This is a genomic window from Paraflavitalea sp. (genome assembly GCF_059502485.1).
Genome location: NZ_JCACET010000008.1, coordinates 1,865,216 through 1,887,264 on the forward strand (window position 1 = coordinate 1,865,216; position 22,049 = coordinate 1,887,264).

The 22,049-nt window shown below is 47.0% G+C and carries 16 protein-coding genes; 13 read left to right on the forward strand and 3 right to left on the reverse strand.

The genetic code is table 11. The features are described from left to right. Positions 1–6 precede the first annotated feature (6 nt). Positions 7–777 carry a DUF475 domain-containing protein gene (locus AC5JBY_RS10300; protein WP_495904494.1) on the forward strand — a complete coding sequence of 257 codons (771 nt, stop codon included), beginning with the start codon at positions 7–9 and terminating at the stop codon, positions 775–777. Positions 778–1,148: 371 nt separating this feature from the next. On the opposite strand, the gene AC5JBY_RS10305 is transcribed toward AC5JBY_RS10300, so the two are convergent. Continuing rightward, positions 1,149–1,559 carry a hypothetical protein gene (locus AC5JBY_RS10305; RefSeq protein ID WP_495904495.1) on the reverse strand — a complete coding sequence of 137 codons (411 nt, stop codon included), beginning with the start codon at positions 1,557–1,559 and terminating at the stop codon, positions 1,149–1,151. Positions 1,560–1,585: 26 nt separating this feature from the next. Between AC5JBY_RS10305 and AC5JBY_RS10310 the strand changes: the two genes are divergently transcribed. The 4 genes from AC5JBY_RS10310 to AC5JBY_RS10325 all read left to right on the forward strand — a co-directional run bounded on the left by AC5JBY_RS10310 (position 1,586) and on the right by AC5JBY_RS10325 (position 10,040). Further along, positions 1,586–1,717, forward strand: a complete 132-nt coding sequence (locus AC5JBY_RS10310) for a hypothetical protein (protein ID WP_495904496.1) — start codon at positions 1,586–1,588, stop codon at positions 1,715–1,717. 1,054 nt (positions 1,718–2,771) lie between these two features. Then, entirely contained in the window at positions 2,772–7,571 is a 4,800-nt protein-coding gene (locus AC5JBY_RS10315) for an Ig-like domain-containing protein (protein WP_495904497.1), read from the forward strand. A gap of 24 nt (positions 7,572–7,595) precedes the next feature. After that, positions 7,596–8,564, forward strand: a complete 969-nt coding sequence (locus AC5JBY_RS10320) for a type IX secretion system membrane protein PorP/SprF (protein ID WP_495904498.1) — start codon at positions 7,596–7,598, stop codon at positions 8,562–8,564. Positions 8,565–8,612: 48 nt separating this feature from the next. Further along, a complete protein-coding gene (locus AC5JBY_RS10325; protein WP_495904499.1) occupies positions 8,613–10,040 on the forward strand; it encodes an OmpA family protein in 1,428 nt (475 codons plus the stop codon). A 67-nt stretch (positions 10,041–10,107) separates the two neighbouring features. Here the strand turns inward: AC5JBY_RS10325 and AC5JBY_RS10330 are convergent, their stop codons facing one another. Then, positions 10,108–11,031 (reverse strand): DNA-3-methyladenine glycosylase family protein, encoded by a 924-nt coding sequence (locus AC5JBY_RS10330; RefSeq protein ID WP_495904500.1) that lies wholly within the window; start codon positions 11,029–11,031, stop codon positions 10,108–10,110. A gap of 339 nt (positions 11,032–11,370) precedes the next feature. Here AC5JBY_RS10330 and AC5JBY_RS10335 point away from each other — a divergent pair, with 339 nt between their 5' ends. From AC5JBY_RS10335 to moeB, 4 genes are all read left to right on the forward strand, one after another. Next, the gene (locus tag AC5JBY_RS10335; protein WP_495904501.1) at positions 11,371–12,309 is read left to right on the forward strand and encodes a PLP-dependent cysteine synthase family protein; all 939 of its coding nucleotides are present in this window, start codon (positions 11,371–11,373) and stop codon (positions 12,307–12,309) included. Position 12,310: 1 nt separating this feature from the next. Beyond that, positions 12,311–12,745, forward strand: coding sequence for a M67 family metallopeptidase (locus AC5JBY_RS10340; RefSeq protein ID WP_495904502.1), 435 nt, complete (start codon positions 12,311–12,313; stop codon positions 12,743–12,745). 119 nt (positions 12,746–12,864) lie between these two features. Then, positions 12,865–13,143 (forward strand): MoaD/ThiS family protein, encoded by a 279-nt coding sequence (locus AC5JBY_RS10345; protein ID WP_495904503.1) that lies wholly within the window; start codon positions 12,865–12,867, stop codon positions 13,141–13,143. A 95-nt stretch (positions 13,144–13,238) separates the two neighbouring features. Then, positions 13,239–14,402: a molybdopterin-synthase adenylyltransferase MoeB gene (gene moeB, locus AC5JBY_RS10350; RefSeq protein ID WP_495904504.1), complete on the forward strand. Its 1,164-nt coding sequence runs from the start codon at positions 13,239–13,241 to the stop codon at positions 14,400–14,402. 280 nt (positions 14,403–14,682) lie between these two features. Here the strand turns inward: moeB and AC5JBY_RS10355 are convergent, their stop codons facing one another. Next, positions 14,683–16,254, reverse strand: a complete 1,572-nt coding sequence (locus AC5JBY_RS10355) for a hypothetical protein (protein ID WP_495904505.1) — start codon at positions 16,252–16,254, stop codon at positions 14,683–14,685. A gap of 212 nt (positions 16,255–16,466) precedes the next feature. Between AC5JBY_RS10355 and AC5JBY_RS10360 the strand changes: the two genes are divergently transcribed. From AC5JBY_RS10360 to ilvD, 4 genes are all read left to right on the forward strand, one after another. Further along, positions 16,467–17,636: a 2-isopropylmalate synthase gene (locus tag AC5JBY_RS10360; RefSeq protein ID WP_495904506.1), complete on the forward strand. Its 1,170-nt coding sequence runs from the start codon at positions 16,467–16,469 to the stop codon at positions 17,634–17,636. A gap of 233 nt (positions 17,637–17,869) precedes the next feature. Further along, positions 17,870–18,985: a 3-isopropylmalate dehydrogenase gene (gene leuB, locus AC5JBY_RS10365; RefSeq protein ID WP_495904507.1), complete on the forward strand. Its 1,116-nt coding sequence runs from the start codon at positions 17,870–17,872 to the stop codon at positions 18,983–18,985. Between the two features lie 328 nt (positions 18,986–19,313). Then, the gene (ilvE, locus tag AC5JBY_RS10370) at positions 19,314–20,249 is read left to right on the forward strand and encodes a branched-chain-amino-acid transaminase (protein ID WP_495904508.1); all 936 of its coding nucleotides are present in this window, start codon (positions 19,314–19,316) and stop codon (positions 20,247–20,249) included. 46 nt (positions 20,250–20,295) lie between these two features. Further along, positions 20,296–21,978, forward strand: a complete 1,683-nt coding sequence (gene ilvD, locus AC5JBY_RS10375) for a dihydroxy-acid dehydratase (RefSeq protein WP_495904509.1) — start codon at positions 20,296–20,298, stop codon at positions 21,976–21,978. Positions 21,979–22,049: the final 71 nt, after the last annotated feature.

Genomic DNA, 22,049 nt, shown 5'->3' on the forward strand with positions numbered 1-22,049 from the left:
TACATCATGAATGAAATGATCCAGGATATCCTAAACAACCCCCTCGCAGCGTTGGCGGTGGTTGGGAACCTTATTGTTATCGAGAGCTTGCTGTCAGTGGACAATGCCGCTGTGCTGGCCACGATGGTGATGGACCTGCCAAAAGAGCAACGGAGCAGGGCCTTGAAGTATGGAATTATTGGGGCGTATGTGTTTCGTGGTATCTGTCTGTTGCTGGCCGCCTACATCATCAAAATATGGTGGCTGAAACCATTGGGAGGTCTCTACCTGCTATACCTTGTATGGGATTGGTGGAAAGGAAAACAAACACCAGAGAAAGAAGATGACACATTAGATAAAGGCAGCAACTGGCTATACAAAATGACAGTAGGAGCGTTAGGCAACTTCTGGGCTACCGTGGCCCTCGTGGAGATCATGGACCTGGCATTCTCGATCGACAACGTATTTGCGGCAGTAGCCTTCTCCGATAACATCATCCTGATTTGGATAGGAGTATTCATTGGTATCCTGGCGATGCGGTTCGTGGCACAAGGCTTTGTGAAGTTGATGGAGAAATACACCTTCCTCGAAGCGGCGGCATTTATAGTAATTGCCATCCTCGGTATCAAGCTGATGCTTTCCTTGTATGAACATTTCCAACCGGAAACAGCCTTCAGCAAGTTCCTCGGAAGCCATGCTGCCGATTGGGGCGTATCCATATTGACCATCAGCATATTTGTTCTGCCGATCCTGTACACCTGGCTCTTCGGCAAAAAGAAACAAGAAGCCGACGTTTAAAACTTCTCACTTCCACATAACTAAAACAGGTGACACCTTTCCAAAGGTGTCACCTGTTTTAGTTTAGACTACCAGAAGCAAATAATCAAAGCTCCCAACAGTTACTCATCCCAACCTAAGGTTGCCAAAAAAGAAAAGTAATCGAAGTAACATCTGGGGAGGCGTGAGCCCGCCAGGCCGCGCGGAGCGATCGGGCCTGGCTTGATTTTTTGGTTCTTTTGCATCAAGGCAAAAGAACGGAAGCAAGCGAGAGGCTTGCACTATCCCGCATGGGTAAAAAAGAGAGCTTACGAAGTAAACGCAATAAAAAAAGCGTAACATCTCAGATGTTACGCCTTATAAACTTGTTAACTTTTAAACTTATCAACCAATTACTTAACCTTGCTCACAACAGTCTCTTCAACATAGCTGCGGTTCCTGTTGATCTGATAAACTTCAGATTGATTCTTCTTCTTTGATTTAACCTCTACACTCAGGATGTTCTCACCGATCTCTTCAGTGTTCAACATGAACTTCTTGGAGATGTTGCTGCCCTTTACTTTACCAGCGTACAGAACATTGCCATAGTCATCACGGAAAGTGATGGTGAATTCATCTTCTTCCTTGTTGTTCAGGTTCAGTTGGAAAACCGGTTGGTTCTCGTAGTGACCGATGAATTTCAATTCTATAGCAGAAGCAACTTTTTCTTTTTCGTTGTTAGCCAAAGTAGTAGTAGAAAAGGCTAAAGTGAAAGCAACTAAGGCGATTGCCATGATACCGTAATTCCTCATAATCGTTTTCATAACGTATAATTTAAAGTTTTTAAACAATGTTGAAAGCTTCGTATGGATGGACAATCGAGGTAGGCAGGGGCAATGTAGAAGAAATGAAGTTGGAGAGTGTATCTCCCTTTTCGCAACACCAGGGAAGGTGTTTTCTTTATTTCATGATGCAAACATAGTACGGGATAAACCAGTCCCAAAACCATAAAAAGGCTCGTTTCAGGATGCTAAACGTGAAACGGCAGAAATGAAAACCCCTACAGGCGCGGGTTTCAGGAAAAAATCACCATGATGTCCAACCTTGATTTAACGTAAAAAATAATCAGAAATAAGCCCCTTTTTTCAGTTTTGTTAACAATTCCGTCATAAAACAAGGCTTTTTACAGCCCCTCTTGGCCATTATGTAAGTATGCTAATTATTTGCCCTGTGTGCTTCATAGCAAGTCAGGAACTACTTGTTGCCTCAATGCTTTTATGCCTCGTTGCCTTGCTTTCAACTAACAATTCATTTTAATTTATAACCTACCCAAAAACCGTTAAGCCATAGAGCTCCTGTTGATATATCTCAACAATTCAACCTTGTTTTTGCTTGACTCATACGTAGATACACGCGACTTATAAATAAATTCCCAAAACGATACAATTTATCGTCCCAATACCAGTTATTAGATTATATATAGGGGAAATATGTATGTATCGTGAGGTATTTCCAGTGTACAGAAAGAGATATATTTTTATGCGCAAAGCATTAACCTATAAAATCCAATACCAATCCGAAAAACCGTAATAATTGACTTTAAAACCAATATCATGACGCTAACCCCTACACTATCCAGGCAATTACAGCCTCCTTTTTACCGGGTGTTATTTAACTGTCCTCAGGCAAGCACGCATAGCAGCAGGCATACCCCTAAGCTGTGCAAGGCTGGCTCATTCCTTACGGGACAATAACTGACCAAAACACCCCTAATCCCGTAATCAATAACCTAATCGTTACTTACCGGTACTACCGGTAACGATCACGTGGCTCTGCAGCTTCGGCGGCAAAGCATAGTAATAGATTTCGATATTGACTAAACTCTATACCGTATGGCTACAGAATCTTCAATTAACTACCCTTCATTTTTATCAAGGGAAACTCGTTGTAAGAAATTATTGACGATGTTGGTCTGTATGCTTGTGTGCACGCTTGGCTTACACACAGGCGTTTTGGCGTTTGCACCCGGCAAACATATGCCACCAGGTGTACCGGATCTTACACACCCCAATACAAGGGTAGAAATAGTAAAACAACGATCTGTCGCCAACGATATGGATCAGAATATCGTTAAAGCACACATTGTAGACTCCGATGGTAATCCGGTTAATAATGTCATAGTTACTTTCACACTGAAGAACGCAAGTGGTGGAGGTGCCAGCCCGGTATCAACCACCAATGCCAGTGGAGATGCTTTCGTTTATTTTACCAGCGATCAGGTAGGTAAGATCACCGTAGTAGTCAAAGTGAGCGGCCAGCCACTTATACATGGAGATTTGCCCACCGAAACCTTCTTCGATCCCGGCCCGCCAGATTTAACACTCTCTACATTAACCATCACAGCCAACAATGCTAAGGCCAACAATTCGTCAGCCAACATTGTACGCGCCTATATAACAGATGCATACGGACACCCTCTCGTAAACGAGAATGTCGAATTTGAAATAGTTTCCGGTACAGCTACCCCTGCAGGAGGCATTTTTACAATAGCCACAAGCGCAGGAGGTACTGCCGATTTTGTATTACGAAGTTTAGTAGCAGGCAATGTCACAGTGAGAGCCAAAGTGCGGGGGAATTACCTGCCCGATATAAGAATAGTACGATTTGTAGCCGATGTTCCATCCACCAGCAACCCATTGACCAGGTTGGATGTAGGAGTTGACAATTCAATAGCAAATAATACAGCCCAAAATACAGTCATTGCTACAATAGTAGACGCCAATGGCAACCCCGTTGAAGGAGCCATTGTAAAATTCACCATCACCGGAGGTACGGCAGTTCCCGGTGGTTCATTCGTTGATGCTGATGGCGAGATCACTACCGGCCCCGACGGTAAAGCAACAATGCCCATCAGAAGTAGCAAAATAGGAACGGTGATAGTGACAGCTACCGTAAATGGTAACGCAATCACAACCAATAGCCCCGTTACCGTCAAGTTCGTGGCCGATGTTCCCTCTACCTCTAACCCAAACACATTCCTCACCGTAGTAATCAATGGTGCTAAAGCAAATAACTCGGCGGTCGACGGTGTACGTGTACAGGTATATGATGCCTGGGGCAACCCCGTAGAAGGAGCTAGCATAGAATTCATTATCGTAAGCGGTATAGCCACCTTTACAACCCCGGCAACTAAAACCACCGGCCCCGATGGAAGAGCAAGCATTACACTCAGAAGCCCGGTAGCCGATACAGTAAGAATAAGAGCCAAAGTAAACGGCGTGGATATTACCATCGGTAACCCGGTGAAAGTATGGTTCGTGGCCGATGATCCTTCCACCACCAATCCTGGCACCAGGTTGGAAAAAGGAGATGACTTAAGAATAGCCAATAATACAGCCCAAAATACAGTCTTAGCCTACCTGGTCGATGCCAATGGTAATGTAGTTGTAGGAAAAGAAGTACAATTTACGATCACAGGAGGAACAGCCATGTCCGGCGCTACCTTTGATGATCTCGGTAACGATGGCAGAGTCAATACCGTTGCTGGTGGTATTGCAGTGTTGCCAATCAAAAGCAGCAAAGTAGGTACGGTGATCGTAACCGCAACAGTAAACGGCCAGCCGATTACCAACGGTAGCCCTGTAACTGTGACGTTTGTGGCGGATGTACCCTCTGTAACCAATCCGAATACATTCCTCGCAGTAGTAGTTAATAATGCCAAAGCCAATAACGCAGCCCTCAACGGAGTAAGAGCACAGGTATATGATGCCTGGGGCAATCCGGTGGAAGGAGCGACCATCGAATTTATCATCGTAAGCGGTACAGCCACCTTTACAAGCCCGGCAATTAAAACTACCGGTCCCGACGGTCGTGCAAGCATTACACTCAAAAGCCCTGTCGCTGGTCCCGTACAGATCAAAGCTAAGGTTAATGGAATTGAGATTACGATCGGTAATCCCGTAGAAGTAATATTTATAGCCGATGATCCGTCCACTACCAATCCTAATACCAGATTGGAGAAAGGCGATGATTTTAGAGTAGCTAATAATGTAGCACAGAACACTGTAATAGCATACATAGTAGACGCAAATGGTAACCCCGTCGTAGGAAAAGAAGTACAATTCACCCTTAGCGGAGGAACAGCCCTGTCCGGAGCTTCCTTTGATGATGTGGGCAACGATGGCAGAGTAACAACCATTGCAGGCGGTATAGCAGTACTGCCGATCAAGAGCAATAAAATAGGAACTGTAACCGTGACAGCAACGATAAATGGACAACCCATTACATTCGGAAGCCCGGTTACTATAACCTTCACAGTCGATGCACCATCAGTTACCAACCCCGGTACAAGACTCGTTATCGATCAAAATGATGCCATCGCCAATGGCACAGATCAAAATATTGTGACAGCCTGGGTAGTGGATGCCAACGGCAACCCTGTACAGGATGCATTTGTAGTATTCACCCTCGCTGGAGCTGCAGACTTTGCCAGCGTACCGGCAGGATTGACAGATGCAAATGGAAAGATTACCCTGTTGCTCACCAGCCTCGTGGCAGGATTGAATGACGTTAACGCCACAGTAAATGGCCAAACCATAACGAATGGAGCTCCAGCCAAAGTAAGATTTATAGCTGATGCACCTTCAACCTCCAACCCTGCTACAACCATCACAGTAGGCGACAACATGCGTGTAGCCGACAACACCGCGAAAAATACAGTAGTAGTACACGTAGTGGATGCCAATGGTAACCCGGTACAGGGAGCATCGGTGAACTTCACCATGACCGGTGGTACGGCAATGGCCAGTGCCACATTCGACCTCACCGGACCATTATTAACAGATGTCAACGGTGATGCGATCATGCCGATCAGGAGCAGCGCCGTAGGTACAGTAAGTATCACAGCTACAGTAAACGGTTCACCGGTATTGAATGGAGATATACCTGCTACCGTAACCTTTGTGGCAGATGCACCATCAACCTCTAATCCTGCTACTACCCTTAGTGTGGAAGTAACCGGAGCAATCGCCAATGGCACAGACCTCAACAAAGTAAAAGCACGCATAGTAGATGCGAATGGCAACCCTGTTGCCGGAGCCACTATCGACTTTGCAATATCCGGCGCCGGCATAGCCACCTTCGATGGACCGAACACCGGACTGACGACCGATGCAAACGGAGAAGTGATCATTTCTCTGAAGAGCACGGTGGCAGGATTGGTAGATATTATAGCAACAGTAAATGGCACGCCGATCGTGAATGGTAGCCCCGCTACAGTAGAGTTTGTGGCAGATGCGCCAAATACTGGCCATGCATTAACAGCCCTGATTGTGGTAGTCCCTGAAGCAGCAGCCAACGGAACAGCGACCACCAGCGTAAAAGCACACATCGTAGATGTGAATGGCAACCCTGTAAAAGGAGCGTCAGTAAATTTCGCCATAGCCAACGGAACAGCTACCATCGTAGAAAGCAACCCGATCGTTACCGATGCCAATGGCGATGCCATCATCACACTGGTGAGCACGGTAATAGGAGAAGTAGAAGTGGTTGCCGATGTAAATGGATCAACCATCACCAATGGAAGCCCTGCTAAAGTGCGCTTTGTGGCCGGAGATCCTGCAGTAGGCCATCCTGCTACAGCCCTCATTGTAGTAATACCGACGGCACTGGCTGATGGAACAGCAGTTACCAGTGTTCAGGCACACGTAGTAGATGCCAACGGACATATAGTGCCAAACGTCAACGTAGAATTTACCATAGCAGCAGGTACCGCCACCATTGTGGAAGGAACTACTGTAGCCACCAATTCCAATGGCGATGCGGTCATCACACTCCACAGCACTGTTGCAGGAGAAGTGAGCATCACAGCTACCATCAATGGAGTAGCCATTGTAAACGGCAGCCCGGCTAAAGTACGCTTCACAGCCGGCAACCCTGATCCTGCTCATACAGCCACAGCATTGATTGTGGTAGTAGACAGAGCAACAGCCAACGGCGTAGCCACCAACAGTGTGAAAGCACACATCGTAGATACCTACGGAAACCCTGTTCCTGGTGCTACCGTTGAATTCACGATCGCCAATGGTACAGCTACCATCATAGAAACTAACCCGATCATTACCGATGCCAATGGCGATGCCATCATCACCCTCACAAGCACGGTAGGCGGTACAGTAGATATTACAGCAACGGTGAACACAAGCCCGATTGTGAATGGTAGCCCGGCTACAGTCACCTTCACGACCGATCCGGATATTACCCATCCTGATACCAGGTTGATTGTGGTAGCCAATGATGCGATAGCCGATGGAGTAGAAACCAACAGTGTGAAAGCACACGTGGTAGATGCTACCGGCACACCGCTCCATCTGAAAGAAGTATTCTTTAAAATAGAATCTGGCGATGCTACCGTATTGACCGTACAACCTGTACTTACCGATGTCAATGGCGATGCCACCATCCTGCTGGCGAGTAAGACAGCTGGTTCTGTAACCGTAACGGCTAAAGTAGGCGATAAACCAATCGTCCATGGCAGCCCGGCTAAACTGCGCTTTGTACCCATAGATATATATGTACCGAAGGTATTTACCCCCAACAACGATGGACAGAACGATGTCGCGAAGCCCATTGTAGTAGGACTCACCACCTTCCATTACTTCAATATCTACAACCGCTGGGGTAATCTGGTATTCACGACCAAAGACCCCAATGTCGGATGGGATGGAAGATTCAAAGGCGTATTACAGCCGGTGGAAACCTACCTGTGGATCGCAGAAGGACTCGACAAAGACAAAAAGAAAATTACACGGCGAGGCATGATCTCGTTGGTGAGGTAACCTACAACTTAAAACTATTGCCAAATGAAAACGATTTGGTTATCACTGATCGGAGTTTTATTGGCAGGGGCTACCCTGGCACAGGAGATTAACTTCTCCAGAGTACAGGATATGGCTATCTGGTACAACCAGTCCCTTAAAACCGACAAACAAAACAGCGTAAAACTGAACTACCGCAACGTACAGTACGGCGGACTCATCGCCTACAACAGCATCAGCGTAATGGCAGACATGCCATTACTGTCAAAGTCCAAAAAAGAAGCGGACAATGTAGGCTATTTCAGCGCCAGTGCCGGAGCGGCATCAGATAAATCGAACCAGGGTATTTTGAACAACACCATGGGTGTGCTGGGACTTTCCTATGCAGTACCCATCGGTAAAAATGAGACCTACATAGCAGCTGGCTTCCAGGGCGTTTACTACCAGAGCAGCCTTAACATCAATGGGGGCTCATTCTTTGGCGACCAGTACGACAAGTACGGGCCGGTAGATGGCATGGCCAGTAGCGACCGGTTTAGGGCCGGATGGTCTTACGGATATTTTAATATGAACGCTGGTATCTCAGTTTTCAACAATTCTGCGTTTAATAAGTGGTACATCGGTGCATCCGTAATGCACATCAATAAACCTTATACCGATCAAAATAAAACCAAGGAGTTTCAGCTAAGACAGGCCATAGGAATACAGGGCGGATACAAATTCGCTACCGGACTCGATGATGATGAAATTGGCTTCTACGCTTCCATGAACTGGCAGGGCAAAGCCTATAAACATTTCTACAACGGTACCTGGTCCACACCTATCAAACAATTGCCGGGTTCGGCAGTAGGGTTGGGGTTAGGCTACCGCTACGAAGACGCCCTGGTGCCGAACGTTGAGTTGAGATACATGAAACTGATACTGGGCATAGCCTACGATGTGAATGTATCCGGTATCAGCGCATCAGGAATAAGACGAAATGGACTGGAAATGGCAATAAGGCTCGACTTTTAAAAATCTTACCGATATCCCTATGTTATAACCTCAGAAAATCAATAACCAATGAAAAAGGTATTAATCTGTTTGGCGGCATGCCTGGTACTGACTGCCCAGGCCCTACTGGCGCAGACAAAAACACAGGAAGAGGCGCAGCGGGGAGACAGCGCAGTGAACCAGGAAACTGCGAAGAAAGAGCCCGCACGCCAGGAACCTGTGAAAAAAGAGCCTGAGCGCCAGGAGCCAGAGCGTCCCGAACGCGAGTGGGACAACAGATGGTTCATTTCGCCACTCCTCAAATTCCACGCCCAGGAATTTGGTATGCTGGAAAAAAACAAATACGGATACATTAGCAACGCCAATGAGCTGTCCATTATGGATAAAGCCAATGGCGCCGTTGCCGTATCTGCTTATAAGAACATCGTAGGACGTTTGTCATTCAGCGTGGATATTGGGCTTGCCTATGGCCACGTTACCAGTAAAGAAAGACTGGTCAGCACCACGGAGAAACAAACCTTCAACCTGCTCAATGCAACTTTATATTATCACCTGTTGAGCCATCGATACCGCCTGCAGCCCTTTATCTCTGCGGGTGTCACCAACCTGATCAATGACTCTTCCTATACCAGTGCGCCAATGGGCCTTGGATTGAAGTTCAATTCAAAGAAGATCATGATCATGGCACAGGCCGCTTATGGATACTCCATCAGCAAAACAACAGCCAACTCACTCAACTATTCATTAGGCCTTTACCTCGGTATCAATAATAAGAAGAGAAAGAAAGCCGAGAAAGACAAAGCCGCTGCCGCTGCTGCTGCCGACTCTGCGAAGAAAGCACAGGAAGAATTGGCGAAGAAGACCGATACCACCGGTAAAAATGGACAAGTAGTGAACAACATTGTGATCAACGTCAATGTAGATTCCCTGCTGGCCAACCGCATGGGCAACAATAATGGAACCAACGGCAATAACCCGAATAACCCGAACGGTAACCAGAATGGCTGGCCCAATAACGGAAACCCGAACGGTAATCCCAACGATTGGCAGGGACGTGAGAATGGCCAGGCCGACTTTGGAGACTCCGTTGCAGGTGGCCGCACAGGAAAGAACGGCTTCGACTTGATAGACTACCAGGTAGATACCATCAATGGTAAGCCGGCACTCAAGTTTATCATCTACTTCTACTATAAAGACTATGCACTTACGTCAAGATCATTCGCTACAGTAGACAAGGTGATAGCACAATTAAGACGCGATCCGAAGAAAGTAGTGGAGATCAAGGGATACACCGATAATGTGGGATCTACAGAGTACAACAACTACCTGTCGATGCGCAGAGCTCAGATGGCCTTTGACTACATGAACAGCAGAGGCGTACCGCCGGATAGGATGATCGTAAGCTACTATGGTAAAGAATACCCTGTAGCCGAGAACACCGCGGCCAACGCATGGCTAAACCGACGTGTAGAGATCATAGTCCACGACAAAGAGTAAGTTTAGGTTGTTTGAATAAAATGTACACAAAGGAGGGGCCTGCAAAGGCCCCTCTCTTTATTATCTTTCACGACTGCCGATTCACGACTGCCGATTGCCGGCCCGTGCTCAGGCTCCTCCACAAATAAAAAACGAGGTAACTCTCCCAACCCTTAAAGCGTTTAAACAACTTATCAATACCGGCATTATCCTTTTTATCCTTGATCAGTTCATGATTCAATAATGCATTCAGTAACCCCACATCCCCATAAGGAATAGCCTGCAATTGCTTCAAAGTCTTCATCAGGGCATAATTGGCAGTCCATATACCAATGCCCCTGATGGCGGTAAGCAGTGCCACCTGTTCTTCATACGAAGCACATTCCAGTAAATGCTGCTTGCTGATCGTGCCAGCTGCAAACAGCTGTGATACAAGCAGCAGATATTCAGCCTTGCGTTCGGAGAATTGAAGCGCGCGCAGCTCCGCTATAGATACATGCTGCAATACTTCAGGACGAGGGAAGATATGCAGCGATAAACCGCCCACAGATAGGTTGTCGCCATAATGCTCTACCAGCCTGCGTTTCAGTGTATAAGCAAAAGTTAGGTTGATCTGCTGGCCAATGATGCTCCAGCACAGCGCCTCATAGAGATCGTGAATACCGATAAGCCGGAAACCGGCATAATCAGTAGCCATATAACCCAGCGTCTTATTCTTTTGCAACAGCTGGTAAAAAGGAGCAATGTCCCGTTCGAGGTCAAACCATTCAATTATATATTGTACCAATGCGGCCTGCTGGGCGGGGTCCTGGCCACCATGAGTCAGATCGAGAGCAAGATGCTGGCCTTGGTCGCGGAGAGAAAAAGCAATATTCTCACCATTGATACAGATGGCCTTAGATAAACTTCCCGGCTCAATATGATGCAAACAGTCGTCATAATTCCGGTTCAGGAACCACAAACACTCATCAAAGCTGAACAGCGCCGGCTTGGCAATCAACAACGTCTTCATCCGCCAAATGTAAGCATCCCACAAACCACCTCAACCCGATTCTTGCTCGCCCGCCGAAGCTATTTTAACAATTAGTCTACATTGCCTATAGGAATTATCAAATAAAACCCTTTATATTTGTAACAGTAAATCGTTCTCCCACAAATGACATTGAATAACCCATACAAAAATTGTTGTTGCTGTTGTTGTCAACATGCCAGGGTTATTGGGGTGGGCGATAGCCATTGGTAGATACTGAATAGTTAATATTCAACATATTAGAAGCTCCACCATCGTGTGGAGCTTTTTTATTTTCTATACCGTTCAAAACAACCGAACACTAACAACAATACAGAACCGATGCCATTCCTTACGACAGAACACATTGATGAAGGTTTACTGGAAAGTGTCCGCCGGCTTAGCAGCCAGATCGGGCACACACCATTATACCGCATCACCAAACTCTTTACAAAGCCAAACGTTACGATCTATGCCAAGCAGGAATGGAAACAGCTTTCAGGTAGCGTAAAAGCCCGTGCCGGGTACAACATCTTCAAATCAGCGATCGAGAAAGGACAACTTAACCGCGGAAAAATATTGTTAGATGCTACCAGTGGCAATACAGGTATAGCCTATGCGGCTGTAGGCCATAGCTTGCAAGTACCCGTAACACTCTGCCTGCCCGAGAACGCTTCGCGCGAACGTAAGGAAATACTGCAATCACTGGGGGCTAACATAATCTACACATCACGATTCGAAGGAACAGATGGTGCACAGGCTGCCGCTAAAGAACTGGCCCTGGCACATCCAGATAAATACTTCTACGCCGATCAATATAAGAACGACAATAACTGGAAAGCCCATTACCATACTACGGCATTAGAGATCGTAAAAGACCTGCCGGACATTACACATTTTGTAGCAGGCCTGGGCACCAGCGGCACTTTTGTTGGCACAGGTCGCCGCCTCAAAGAATTGACGCCAGCTATACACCTCACCTCCTTGCAGCCAGACAATCCATTACATGGCATGGAAGGATGGAAACATATGGAAACAGCGGTAGTACCAACTATTTATGATACCACAGTGGCTGATGCAAATGCAGAAGTAGGAACCGAAGAAGCATACGAAATGATCAAGGCCGCCTGGAAATATGAGAACCTGTTGCTGAGCCCCTCTGCAGCAGCCAACCTCGCAGGCGCTATCAAAGTCGCGGAGAAACTCGAGGCTGGCAATGTAGTAACAGTATTTCCCGATAATGCCGATAAATACAGCGAAGTAATTAAAAAACTTATTTGAGATGATCACCATACAACCGGTAGCAAAGGATTTAATGTTGAAAGATGGGATACAGGCCTTTCCAGATGAGTGTTGCGGATTCCTGTTTGGAGAAGAAGACAGTGAAGGCAATCGCTCCATCACAGATATACAGATAGTAAACAATGCAAAAGAAGGCGACAAGCGCAGGCGGTTTGTGATAGCCCCCTTGGACTACATGCGGGCAGAACAATATGCAGAAGAAAACAACCTGCTGCTGTTGGGTGTGTACCATTCACATCCCAACCACCCGGCCATCCCTTCCGAGCATGATCGTGTGGCAGCACAGCCTTATTTCTCTTACGTGATCATATCAGTACTCGAAGGAAAGATCGGACCCGTGCGTTCCTGGAGATTGAACGACGAAGTGCAATTCGAAGAAGAAACCGTACAAACCACAGAGCAAATTGTGAACTAAAAACCCGTCAGGCCGCTCTAAACGGCCAGACGGTAAAGGGAGATCGACCGTAGAATCCAATTCGTGTAATTAGTAAAAATTAGTGTTCTCATTATAAACAACAAATAACAACAACGACCATGGCAACAGTCATTATTCCAACACCATTACGAAAATTCACCAACAACACGGCCCGGCTGAATATACAGGCCGATACCATTGAGAAAACAGTTAGCGAACTGACACTCAACTTCCCCGAACTGAAAAAACACCTGCTGGATGAGAAAGGACAGATCCGTTCCTTTGTTAATATCTTTGTAGGCAACGACGATATCCGCAACCTGCAACAGGAAAAAACGGAAGTAAAAGCAGATACCGTTATCAGCATAGTACCAGCCATCGCAGGCGGAAAAGAATAGCCGCGACCCTGTAACCAGAAACTTGCAACCTGCAACCTTGATCTTTAGCCCTGTGACTGCCAACATGCATTCATCAACAATTCAATCATGCAACAATGAGCACTCATACGAACATAACCTTTTCCAAAGAAGAATTAGCCCGTTATAACAGGCATATCATTATACCCGAATTTGGTCTGGAAGCCCAGCAAAAACTGAAAGCTGCCAAAGTATTGGTAGTTGGTTCAGGTGGCTTGGGTAGCCCTGTATTATTATACCTGGCTGCTGCCGGTGTTGGTACCATTGGTATCGTGGATTTTGACGTAGTAGACGACAGCAACCTCCAGCGACAGGTTTTGTTTGGAGTAGAATCAATTGGCAAGCACAAGGTAGATGCTGCTAAAGCAAGACTGGAAGCATTGAACCCCCACATCAATATTATTCTGTACAATACGCAGCTCACTTCACAGAACGCGTTGGACATTATCAAAGATTATGACGTCGTTGCCGATGGTACCGATAATTTCCCAACCCGTTACCTCGTGAATGATGCCGCCGTATTATTGGGCAAGCCCAATGTATACGCCTCCATATTCCAGTTCGAAGGACAAGTATCCGTATTCAACTACCGTAACAAAGAAGGCGTGTTGGGCCCCAACTACCGCGACCTGTATCCAACACCTCCACCTCCCGGCCTGGTACCAAGCTGCGCTGAAGGTGGCGTATTAGGCGTATTGCCCGGCATCATCGGTAGCCTGCAAGCCCTCGAAGTGATCAAAGTGGTCACAGGAGTAGGAGAGCCACTGGTTGGACGCTTCTACATATTCGATGCCCTCAACTTTGAAAGCCGCACATTCAACATATCAAGGCGTAACGATAATCCGCTCAATGGAGAAAACCCAACCATCACCGCGTTGATCGATTACGAACAATTCTGCGGCGTGAAAGCTGTGGAGAAACCCATTAAAGAAATTACTGCCAAAGAACTCTACGATTGGCAGGTAAAAGGAGAAGCCTTCCAACTCATTGATGTGCGTGAGCCACATGAGTACGATATCGTAAACATTGGCGCCGAGTTGATACCGCTGGCCACAGTAGCCGCTAATGCCGATAAATTCAGTCGCGATACCAAAGTAGTCGTGCATTGTAAGATGGGCGGCCGCAGCGCTAAAGCCATCCGTGAACTGGAAGAGAAGTTTGGTTTCACCAACCTCTACAACCTGAAAGGTGGCATTCTCGGTTACATTGATGAAGTACAACCCGAGCTGACAAAATACTAAAGTTGAATTGGTAATGATGAAGAAGGCCGGCGGTGTATACATTACATCGCCGGCCTTTTTATATTCTTTATAAGAAGCTATGACAATAAGAAGCTATGAAAACTTAGGCAGAAGAGGTGACACCTTTCCTTGGCGATGCAAACGAAGGTGTCACCTCTTCTGCTAAAGAGTGCCACCTTTTCCATCGTTAAAGGAATTGCCCGGTCCTTTAGGGCCGGGTATTAAAGTCTGACCCTCCCTTGGGCTTTAGCCCAATTGGTACAAGCGAGAATCCTTCGGCTTATTGACCTCCTAATTCCGCAGCCTTATGCTTCACGGCAGCAAGGAACTTCTGGCGGATGACATTCTGCACCGGCGTATTATTCATCTTGCTTTCCAGCCAGGAAATGATATCGAGGTACATAAAAGCACGCGTCTCAAATCGGTTACGTTCATGCTGCTTCAGCTTGTTCAACAGCTTTTCAAACTCTCCCTTCAGCTCCTTGGGTGACACATGGAACGAACGCCTTAAGAAGCGGAAGATCTCTTCCTCCACCACACTGAGATTCTCCATCTTGGCCATAAAGCGATACACCGATTTGAACAGGTATTCCAGCAGGTCGAAGTTGCCAAGCTCATAATGCGCAATGAGGTGAAGCAGGCGCGAATAACACTGCAGGTCAGTGCGCAGGTCAACCTTCCAATTGATGATCTTATTCAGATAGTCGATAGCCTGCTCATAATGACCACTACCAAAATAAAGCGAGGCAATCTTATAGTAGAATACCAGCACACGGTGCCGGTCGAGATATAGATAATATTCCTTTAACTTCTCTTCTGTTTCCGGTACGAGCGATAACCCTTCACTGAAAGTGCCCTCCATGAAGTGCTTGTTCATCTTCGCGATCTGCAGGTACACAAACGTCTGAATACGGTTATTATCATTCGCACTGGCAATCTCCGATTGCCCAAACGCCTCGAACTTCGCCAGCGCCTCGTTGAACTTCTGGTAATTCTGCAAGTCGAAATGGGCACTCAGCAGGTTATGCATCCCTTTGATGTAGTGAGCAGTCTCTACCTCCATCATAAAAGGCTCCTTCTCAAACAGCTCCACCCACTTTTGCGTGTAGCGGTAATACTGCAAGAGGTCCTGGCGTATAAAAGCATACCAGCAATAACTCTGGTACAGGTACAGCCTTTCATAAAAACCCTTCACCTCTTCACCTCCAGCCGGAAAATGCTGCTCGAAGAAATGGCGCAGATCAGCCTCATCCTTCTCATTGCGGGCATGCCCATGCTTGATGTACCAGCTATAAAGCAGGAGAGAGAGGTTCGAAAGTTTGCCCGTATTCACCAGTTTGGCATTCACCTCATCCACTTCATTGGTCAGCCGCTCGGCGCGGTCCTGCATACTGCGTGTGATGTGCAGCGCTTCGATCTTCTTTTCAAAGAACAGCGCCTGCAGCAAATAAGTAACCTGGTTGTGCGCCCGGGCCGCTTCCTTCATCTTATCCAGCACCTTCAGGCTTTGGTGATAAAGCCCCTTGTTATATAAGATTCGGGCATGGTCCATCTGCTCGTGCAGTTGGATATCGATATTCGAGTCGTCTTTGATCAGGCGAAGACTGGATAATATTTGCTTATATAAGTGAGCCTTGATATTCGAAAGCTGCTGCTTCTTGATACTCTCATTCTTCCTCAACAACAACGCCTCGTCATATTCATCCATCTTATCCAATGCATCGAACAGCTGTACCACTTTCAGCTCCTCGCTGGACGAGTTGCGCTGAACATACAGCTTAAAATTCCGTTTTTCTGACTTTTCCAGGGAATGGATCAACTGAAAAAGAGCATCGGTAGAGCGATTGGGCATCGTATTTAATAAACGTTATAACTGTTGATTTTCAAGTAATTATGTATAGTCGGCAGGGGGTTAAGAAGTGTAAATTACTCACAATTTTGATTTCACTTACTCATTTAACAGAGATAATTTCGGTAAAGCAGGTTGTTTAACTGGTTTCTCAGCAAGCAACACAAAAATAAACAGCCTGCTCCTTTATCTTATTACCCTCATTAAAAATTATTATGCCAGGACAACAGGTCTATATTTTTGATACCACATTACGCGATGGAGAACAAGTACCCGGATGTAAGCTCAACACAACAGAAAAGATTGAAATAGCACTCGCCCTCGAAGCACTGGGCGTAGACATCATCGAAGCTGGTTTCCCCATCTCATCACCTGGCGATTTTCAAAGCGTTAATGAGATCGGTAAAGTAGTGAAGAATGCAGTCATCTGCGGCCTTAGCCGTGCAGTACAAAAAGACATCGAAGTAGCCGCCGAAGCCCTGCAAAGCGCCAAAAGAAAGCGCATCCACACAGGCATCGGCACCTCAGATTTTCATATTAAGTCAAAGTTTAATTCTACCCGCGAAGACATCCTGCAAAGAGCAGCCCAGTGTGTAAAATGGGCGCGCAACTTCACCGACGATGTGGAGTTCTATGCAGAAGATGCCGGCCGTACAGAAAACGAGTACCTGGCCCGTGTGGTAGAAGCGGTGATCGCTGCCGGAGCTACAACCGTAAATATCCCAGACACCACAGGCTATTGCCTGCCTCACCAGTATGGAGAAAAGATCGCCTACCTGATCAACAACGTACCCAATATCGACAAAGCGGTGTTGTCCTGCCATTGTCACAACGACCTGGGATTGGCCACTGCCAACTCCATCGCCGGCGTGATCAGCGGTGCCCGTCAGATCGAGTGTACCATCAACGGTTTGGGTGAAAGAGCGGGTAACACCTCTCTCGAAGAAGTGGTGATGGTGATCAAACAACACAGCACACTGGGATTCTACACCAATATCAACGCAAAACAACTCAACCCGCTTAGCCGCCTGGTATCCGATACCATGCGCATGCCGGTACAACCCAATAAAGCAATTGTAGGCGCTAATGCATTCTCACACTCATCAGGCATACACCAGGATGGGTTCCTGAAAGATGCACAAACCTACGAGATCATTAACCCCGAAGAAGTAGGCGCCGACGGCAGCAAGATCGTATTGACGGCTCGCAGCGGTCGCAGCGCCCTCGCTCATCGATTCCAGAAACTGGGCTTCATGTACACACGCAACGACATCGATGTACTGTACGAACAGTTCCTGAAAGTGGCAGACAGGAAAAAAGAAGTGGAAGATGAGGACTTAAAAGGCCTTGCCGGTCAATACCAGGCAAAAGCCGTAGTAGCATAGTGAGCAGTATTTTCTCATAATCATGTAGTTTTTGTTTACGCGTGGCGCTTCTGCGCCACGCTTTCATTCCGGGAAACAAGAACACAAAAAGAAAATGAGCAAATAACCAGGTATACCAACTCATCAAATAACGATCCTAACCCTTAAAACCAGTTCTCTCACTTCTGTTACTTCCTTACTCCCTTCAGGGGTTGGGGGCAGGACTGGCGAGAGAAGACAAAACAAACAACTACATGGAAAAAAATATTGTTGTAATCGAAGGCGACGGCATCGGCCCGGAAGTAACCCGGCAGTCGATAAAGGTGCTCAACGCCATCGCAGAACAGTTTGAACACACATTTCATTACAAATATTGCCTGATGGGTGCCGATGCCATCGACAAAACCGGCAACCCATTACCCGACGAAACTATAGAGGCCTGTCTGAACAGCGATGCAATCCTGTTTGGGGCTATTGGCCATCCTAAATACGATAATGATCCCGATGCAAAAGTACGCCCCGAACAAGGCCTGCTCAAGCTGAGGAAATCATTACAGTTGTTTGCCAATATACGTCCCGTAACCACGTATCCGTCACTGCACCATCTTTCCCCATTGAAAACAAAGAACATTGAAGGGGTTGATTTTGTGATCTTCCGTGAACTCACGGGAGGAATTTACTTCGGTAAAAAAGAGATTAACGAGGAGAAGACCCGGGCCTCTGACGATTGTGTGTACACCTGCGAAGAGATCGAGCGGGTGTCACACCTTGCCTTCCGCTATGCGCAGCAACGTCGCAAGAAGCTGACGCTGGTAGACAAGGCCAATGTGTTGGAAACATCACGCCTCTGGCGCAAAGTAGTGCAGGAGATCGCCGGCCAGTACAAAGACGTAACCGTTGATTTCCTCTTTGTTGACAATGCAGCCATGCAGATCATCCAGAATCCCAAACAGTTCGACGTGATACTCACCGAGAATATGTTTGGCGATATCATCAGCGATGAAGCCAGCGTGATCAGCGGATCACTCGGCCTGTTACCATCTGCATCAGTAGGTAAAGGCGCTGCCCTGTTCGAGCCGATCCACGGATCATACCCGCAGGCAGCCGGTAAAGACATTGCCAACCCGCTGGGATCTATTCTGTCAGCAGCCATGCTGCTCGATCACCTCGGGCTTTCCAAAGAAGCCGATTTGGTGCGCGAAGCAGTGAGCTGGACCTTGCAGAACGGCTTTGTAACCAAAGACATCGATTCCATTAATTTCTATTTCACGTCCACCATCGGAGAGTTGATTTGTGATTATGTGGCCAATCGCATACCGGATGGCGTGAACAAGGCAAATATTGAGCTGAGAAAGTCCACTATTATATAGTGTACCAATAAAGCACCTTTCCCCACTTTAGGGGCAGGGTGCAAATAAAGTTGCTTGCTGTAGTTCTTTTTTTGAGACAGGGGGTGTATATTCGCAGTGCATCATTCCTTCTATGTTTAAAAGCAGAACAAATAATGTCCTTACTGTGATTACTGCAATAATTATTGCGGTCGTGGTGGTCATTATTATTCCTGCTCAAACGGAGGTGGTGTTTAACGTATAAACTACAACAGTTAAAAATACTAAGCGACCCGCCTCCCAAAGAGGCGGGTTTCTTTTTTTGGCTGATGTAATAACCACCTGCACCGCAGGCACAAACTATTAAACTATGGCAACCTATTACAACGAGCACACCATTGTATACCACAATGGAAAGTATGTAAAAGCCACCGAGGCTAAAATAGATCTGTATGGACAAACCATGCACTATGGCCTTGGCGTGTTTGAAGGTATCCGTTCCTACAGAACAGTAGACGGCAACACCAAGATCTTCAAAGCAGTAGAGCACTACGATCGCCTGAAATTCTCAGCCGAAGCAATGAACATGCCCTACGAGTGGCATACCATTGATCTGATTGACGCCACCTACGAAGTACTGCGACAAAACAACCTGCAGGATGCTTATATCCGCCCGCTGGTATACGGACCGGCGAATATGAGCTTCAATCTCAATACCGAATCCAACATCGTCATCGAAGTGTGGGAGATGGGAAAGTTCTTAGGCGATAAACTGTTACGCGTGATGAGCTCACCGTTCCAGCGTCCCAACCCCGCTGGATTTAAAATAGCTGCTAAAGCCTGCGGCCACTACGTTAATTCTATTCTGGCCAGCCAGGATGCCAAAGCCAAAGGATACGATGAAGCCCTGCTCACTGATATGAACGGCTTCATTGCAGAAGGTCCGGGCGCCAATATGTTCTTCGAAAAAGACGGCGTACTCTACACACCTTCGTTGGGTAACATCCTGCCAGGCATTACGAGAGCAACAGTATTGGAGCTCTGCGCAGAGTTGAACATCAGTGTAGCAGAAGGACAGTTCACTATTGAACAATTGAAAGAAGCGGATACAGCCTTTTTCTGTGGCACTGCTGCAGAAGTCATCGGATGGGAGTCGATCGACGAAACAAAGTTCCCGCTCGATTGGAACAACAGCCTCGGCAAAGTATTACAACAAGCCTATAAAGACCGCGTCACCGAACGACCCCTGGCATCAGAGCGCCTGGACGGAGCGAAAGGACTGAAGAGCAGAGAAGCCATGGCATAAAGATCATAAGCACAAACAATAAAACATAGTTCATTCAAGGATCAGTATGAAAGAGATAAACAAGTATTCAAAGACCCTTACACAGGATGTGACACAACCAGCTGCGCAAGCCATGTTGTACGGAATTGGATTGACAGATGAAGACCTGAAGAAAGCACAAGTGGGCATCGCCAGTATGGGATACGATGGCAATACCTGCAATATGCACCTCAACGATCTGGCCAAAGTGGTGAAGCAAGGAGTATGGGATAATGACCTGGTAGGACTGATCTTTAATACGATTGGCGTAAGCGATGGCATGAGCAATGGAACAGATGGCATGCGCTATTCATTGGTAAGCCGCGATATCATTGCCGATTCGATCGAAGCCGTTTGCGGCGCTCAATATTACGATGGCCTCATTGCACTGCCCGGTTGCGACAAGAACATGCCCGGATCACTCATTGCGATGGGCCGTTTGAACCGTCCTGCGATCATGGTCTACGGTGGCACAATTGCCCCCGGTCACTACAAAGGACAGGACCTGAATATCGTTTCCTCTTTCGAAGCATTGGGCCAGAAGATTGCCGGTAATCTTTCCGATGAAGACTTCAAAGGCATTGTACGCAACTCCTGCCCCGGCGCTGGCGCTTGCGGTGGTATGTATACAGCCAACACGATGGCTTCAGCTATCGAAGCGTTGGGTATGAGCCTCCCTTACTCGTCTTCCAATCCTGCTCTAAGCGAAGACAAACAAAAAGAATGTCTGGAAGCAGGCAAAGCCATCCGCGTACTGCTCGAAAAAGACATCAAGCCCAGCGACATCATGACGCGCAAGGCATTTGAAAATGCGATCACAACCATTATGATATTGGGAGGCAGCACCAACGCTGTACTCCACCTGATCGCAATGGCAAGAAGCGTAGACATTCCCCTCACACAAGACGACTTCCAGGCTATTAGCAATAAGATACCGGTACTGGCCGATTTCAAACCAAGTGGAAAATACCTCATGCAGGATTTACACCAATACGGTGGCGTACCTGCTGTAATGAAATATTTGTTGAAGAAAGGATTGCTGCACGGCGACTGCCTCACTGTAACTGGTAAAACATTGGCAGAGAACCTGGCCGATGCACCAGATCTCGACTTCGATCAGCAAAAGATCATCATGCCGCTGGAAAAGCCGATCAAAGCAACAGGTCACCTGCAGATTCTGTACGGTAACCTCGCTGAGAAAGGCAGCGTAGCAAAGATCAGCGGTAAAGAAGGTGAACGCTTTGAAGGCCCTGCCCGCGTATTCGATGGAGAATTTGAACTGATCAATGGCATCAACACCGGCAAGATCAAAGCTGGAGACGTAGTGGTGATCCGCAACGTTGGTCCCAAAGGAGCTCCTGGTATGCCCGAAATGCTGAAGCCTACCTCCGCGATCATTGGTGCTGGTTTAGGTAAAAGCATTGCCCTGATCACAGATGGTCGCTTTAGCGGTGGCACCCACGGATTCGTGGTAGGCCACGTTACACCCGAAGCCTACGAAGGAGGATTGATAGCATTGGTACAAGATGGAGACGTTATCGAACTGGACGCTACCAAAAACCTGATCGTGTTGAAAGTAGCCGATAACATTATCGCTGAGCGCAGAGCCAAATGGAAACAACCAGCCCTCAAAGCAACCAAAGGACTCCTCTTCAAATACGCAAAGAGCGTAAAAGATGCATCCGAAGGTTGCGTAACCGATGAAAGCTAAGGCTTGCCAAGAATCGGGAATTGCCCCGGGATTTATCCCGGGGAAATAAAAGAACTAAAAAATTAAACCGG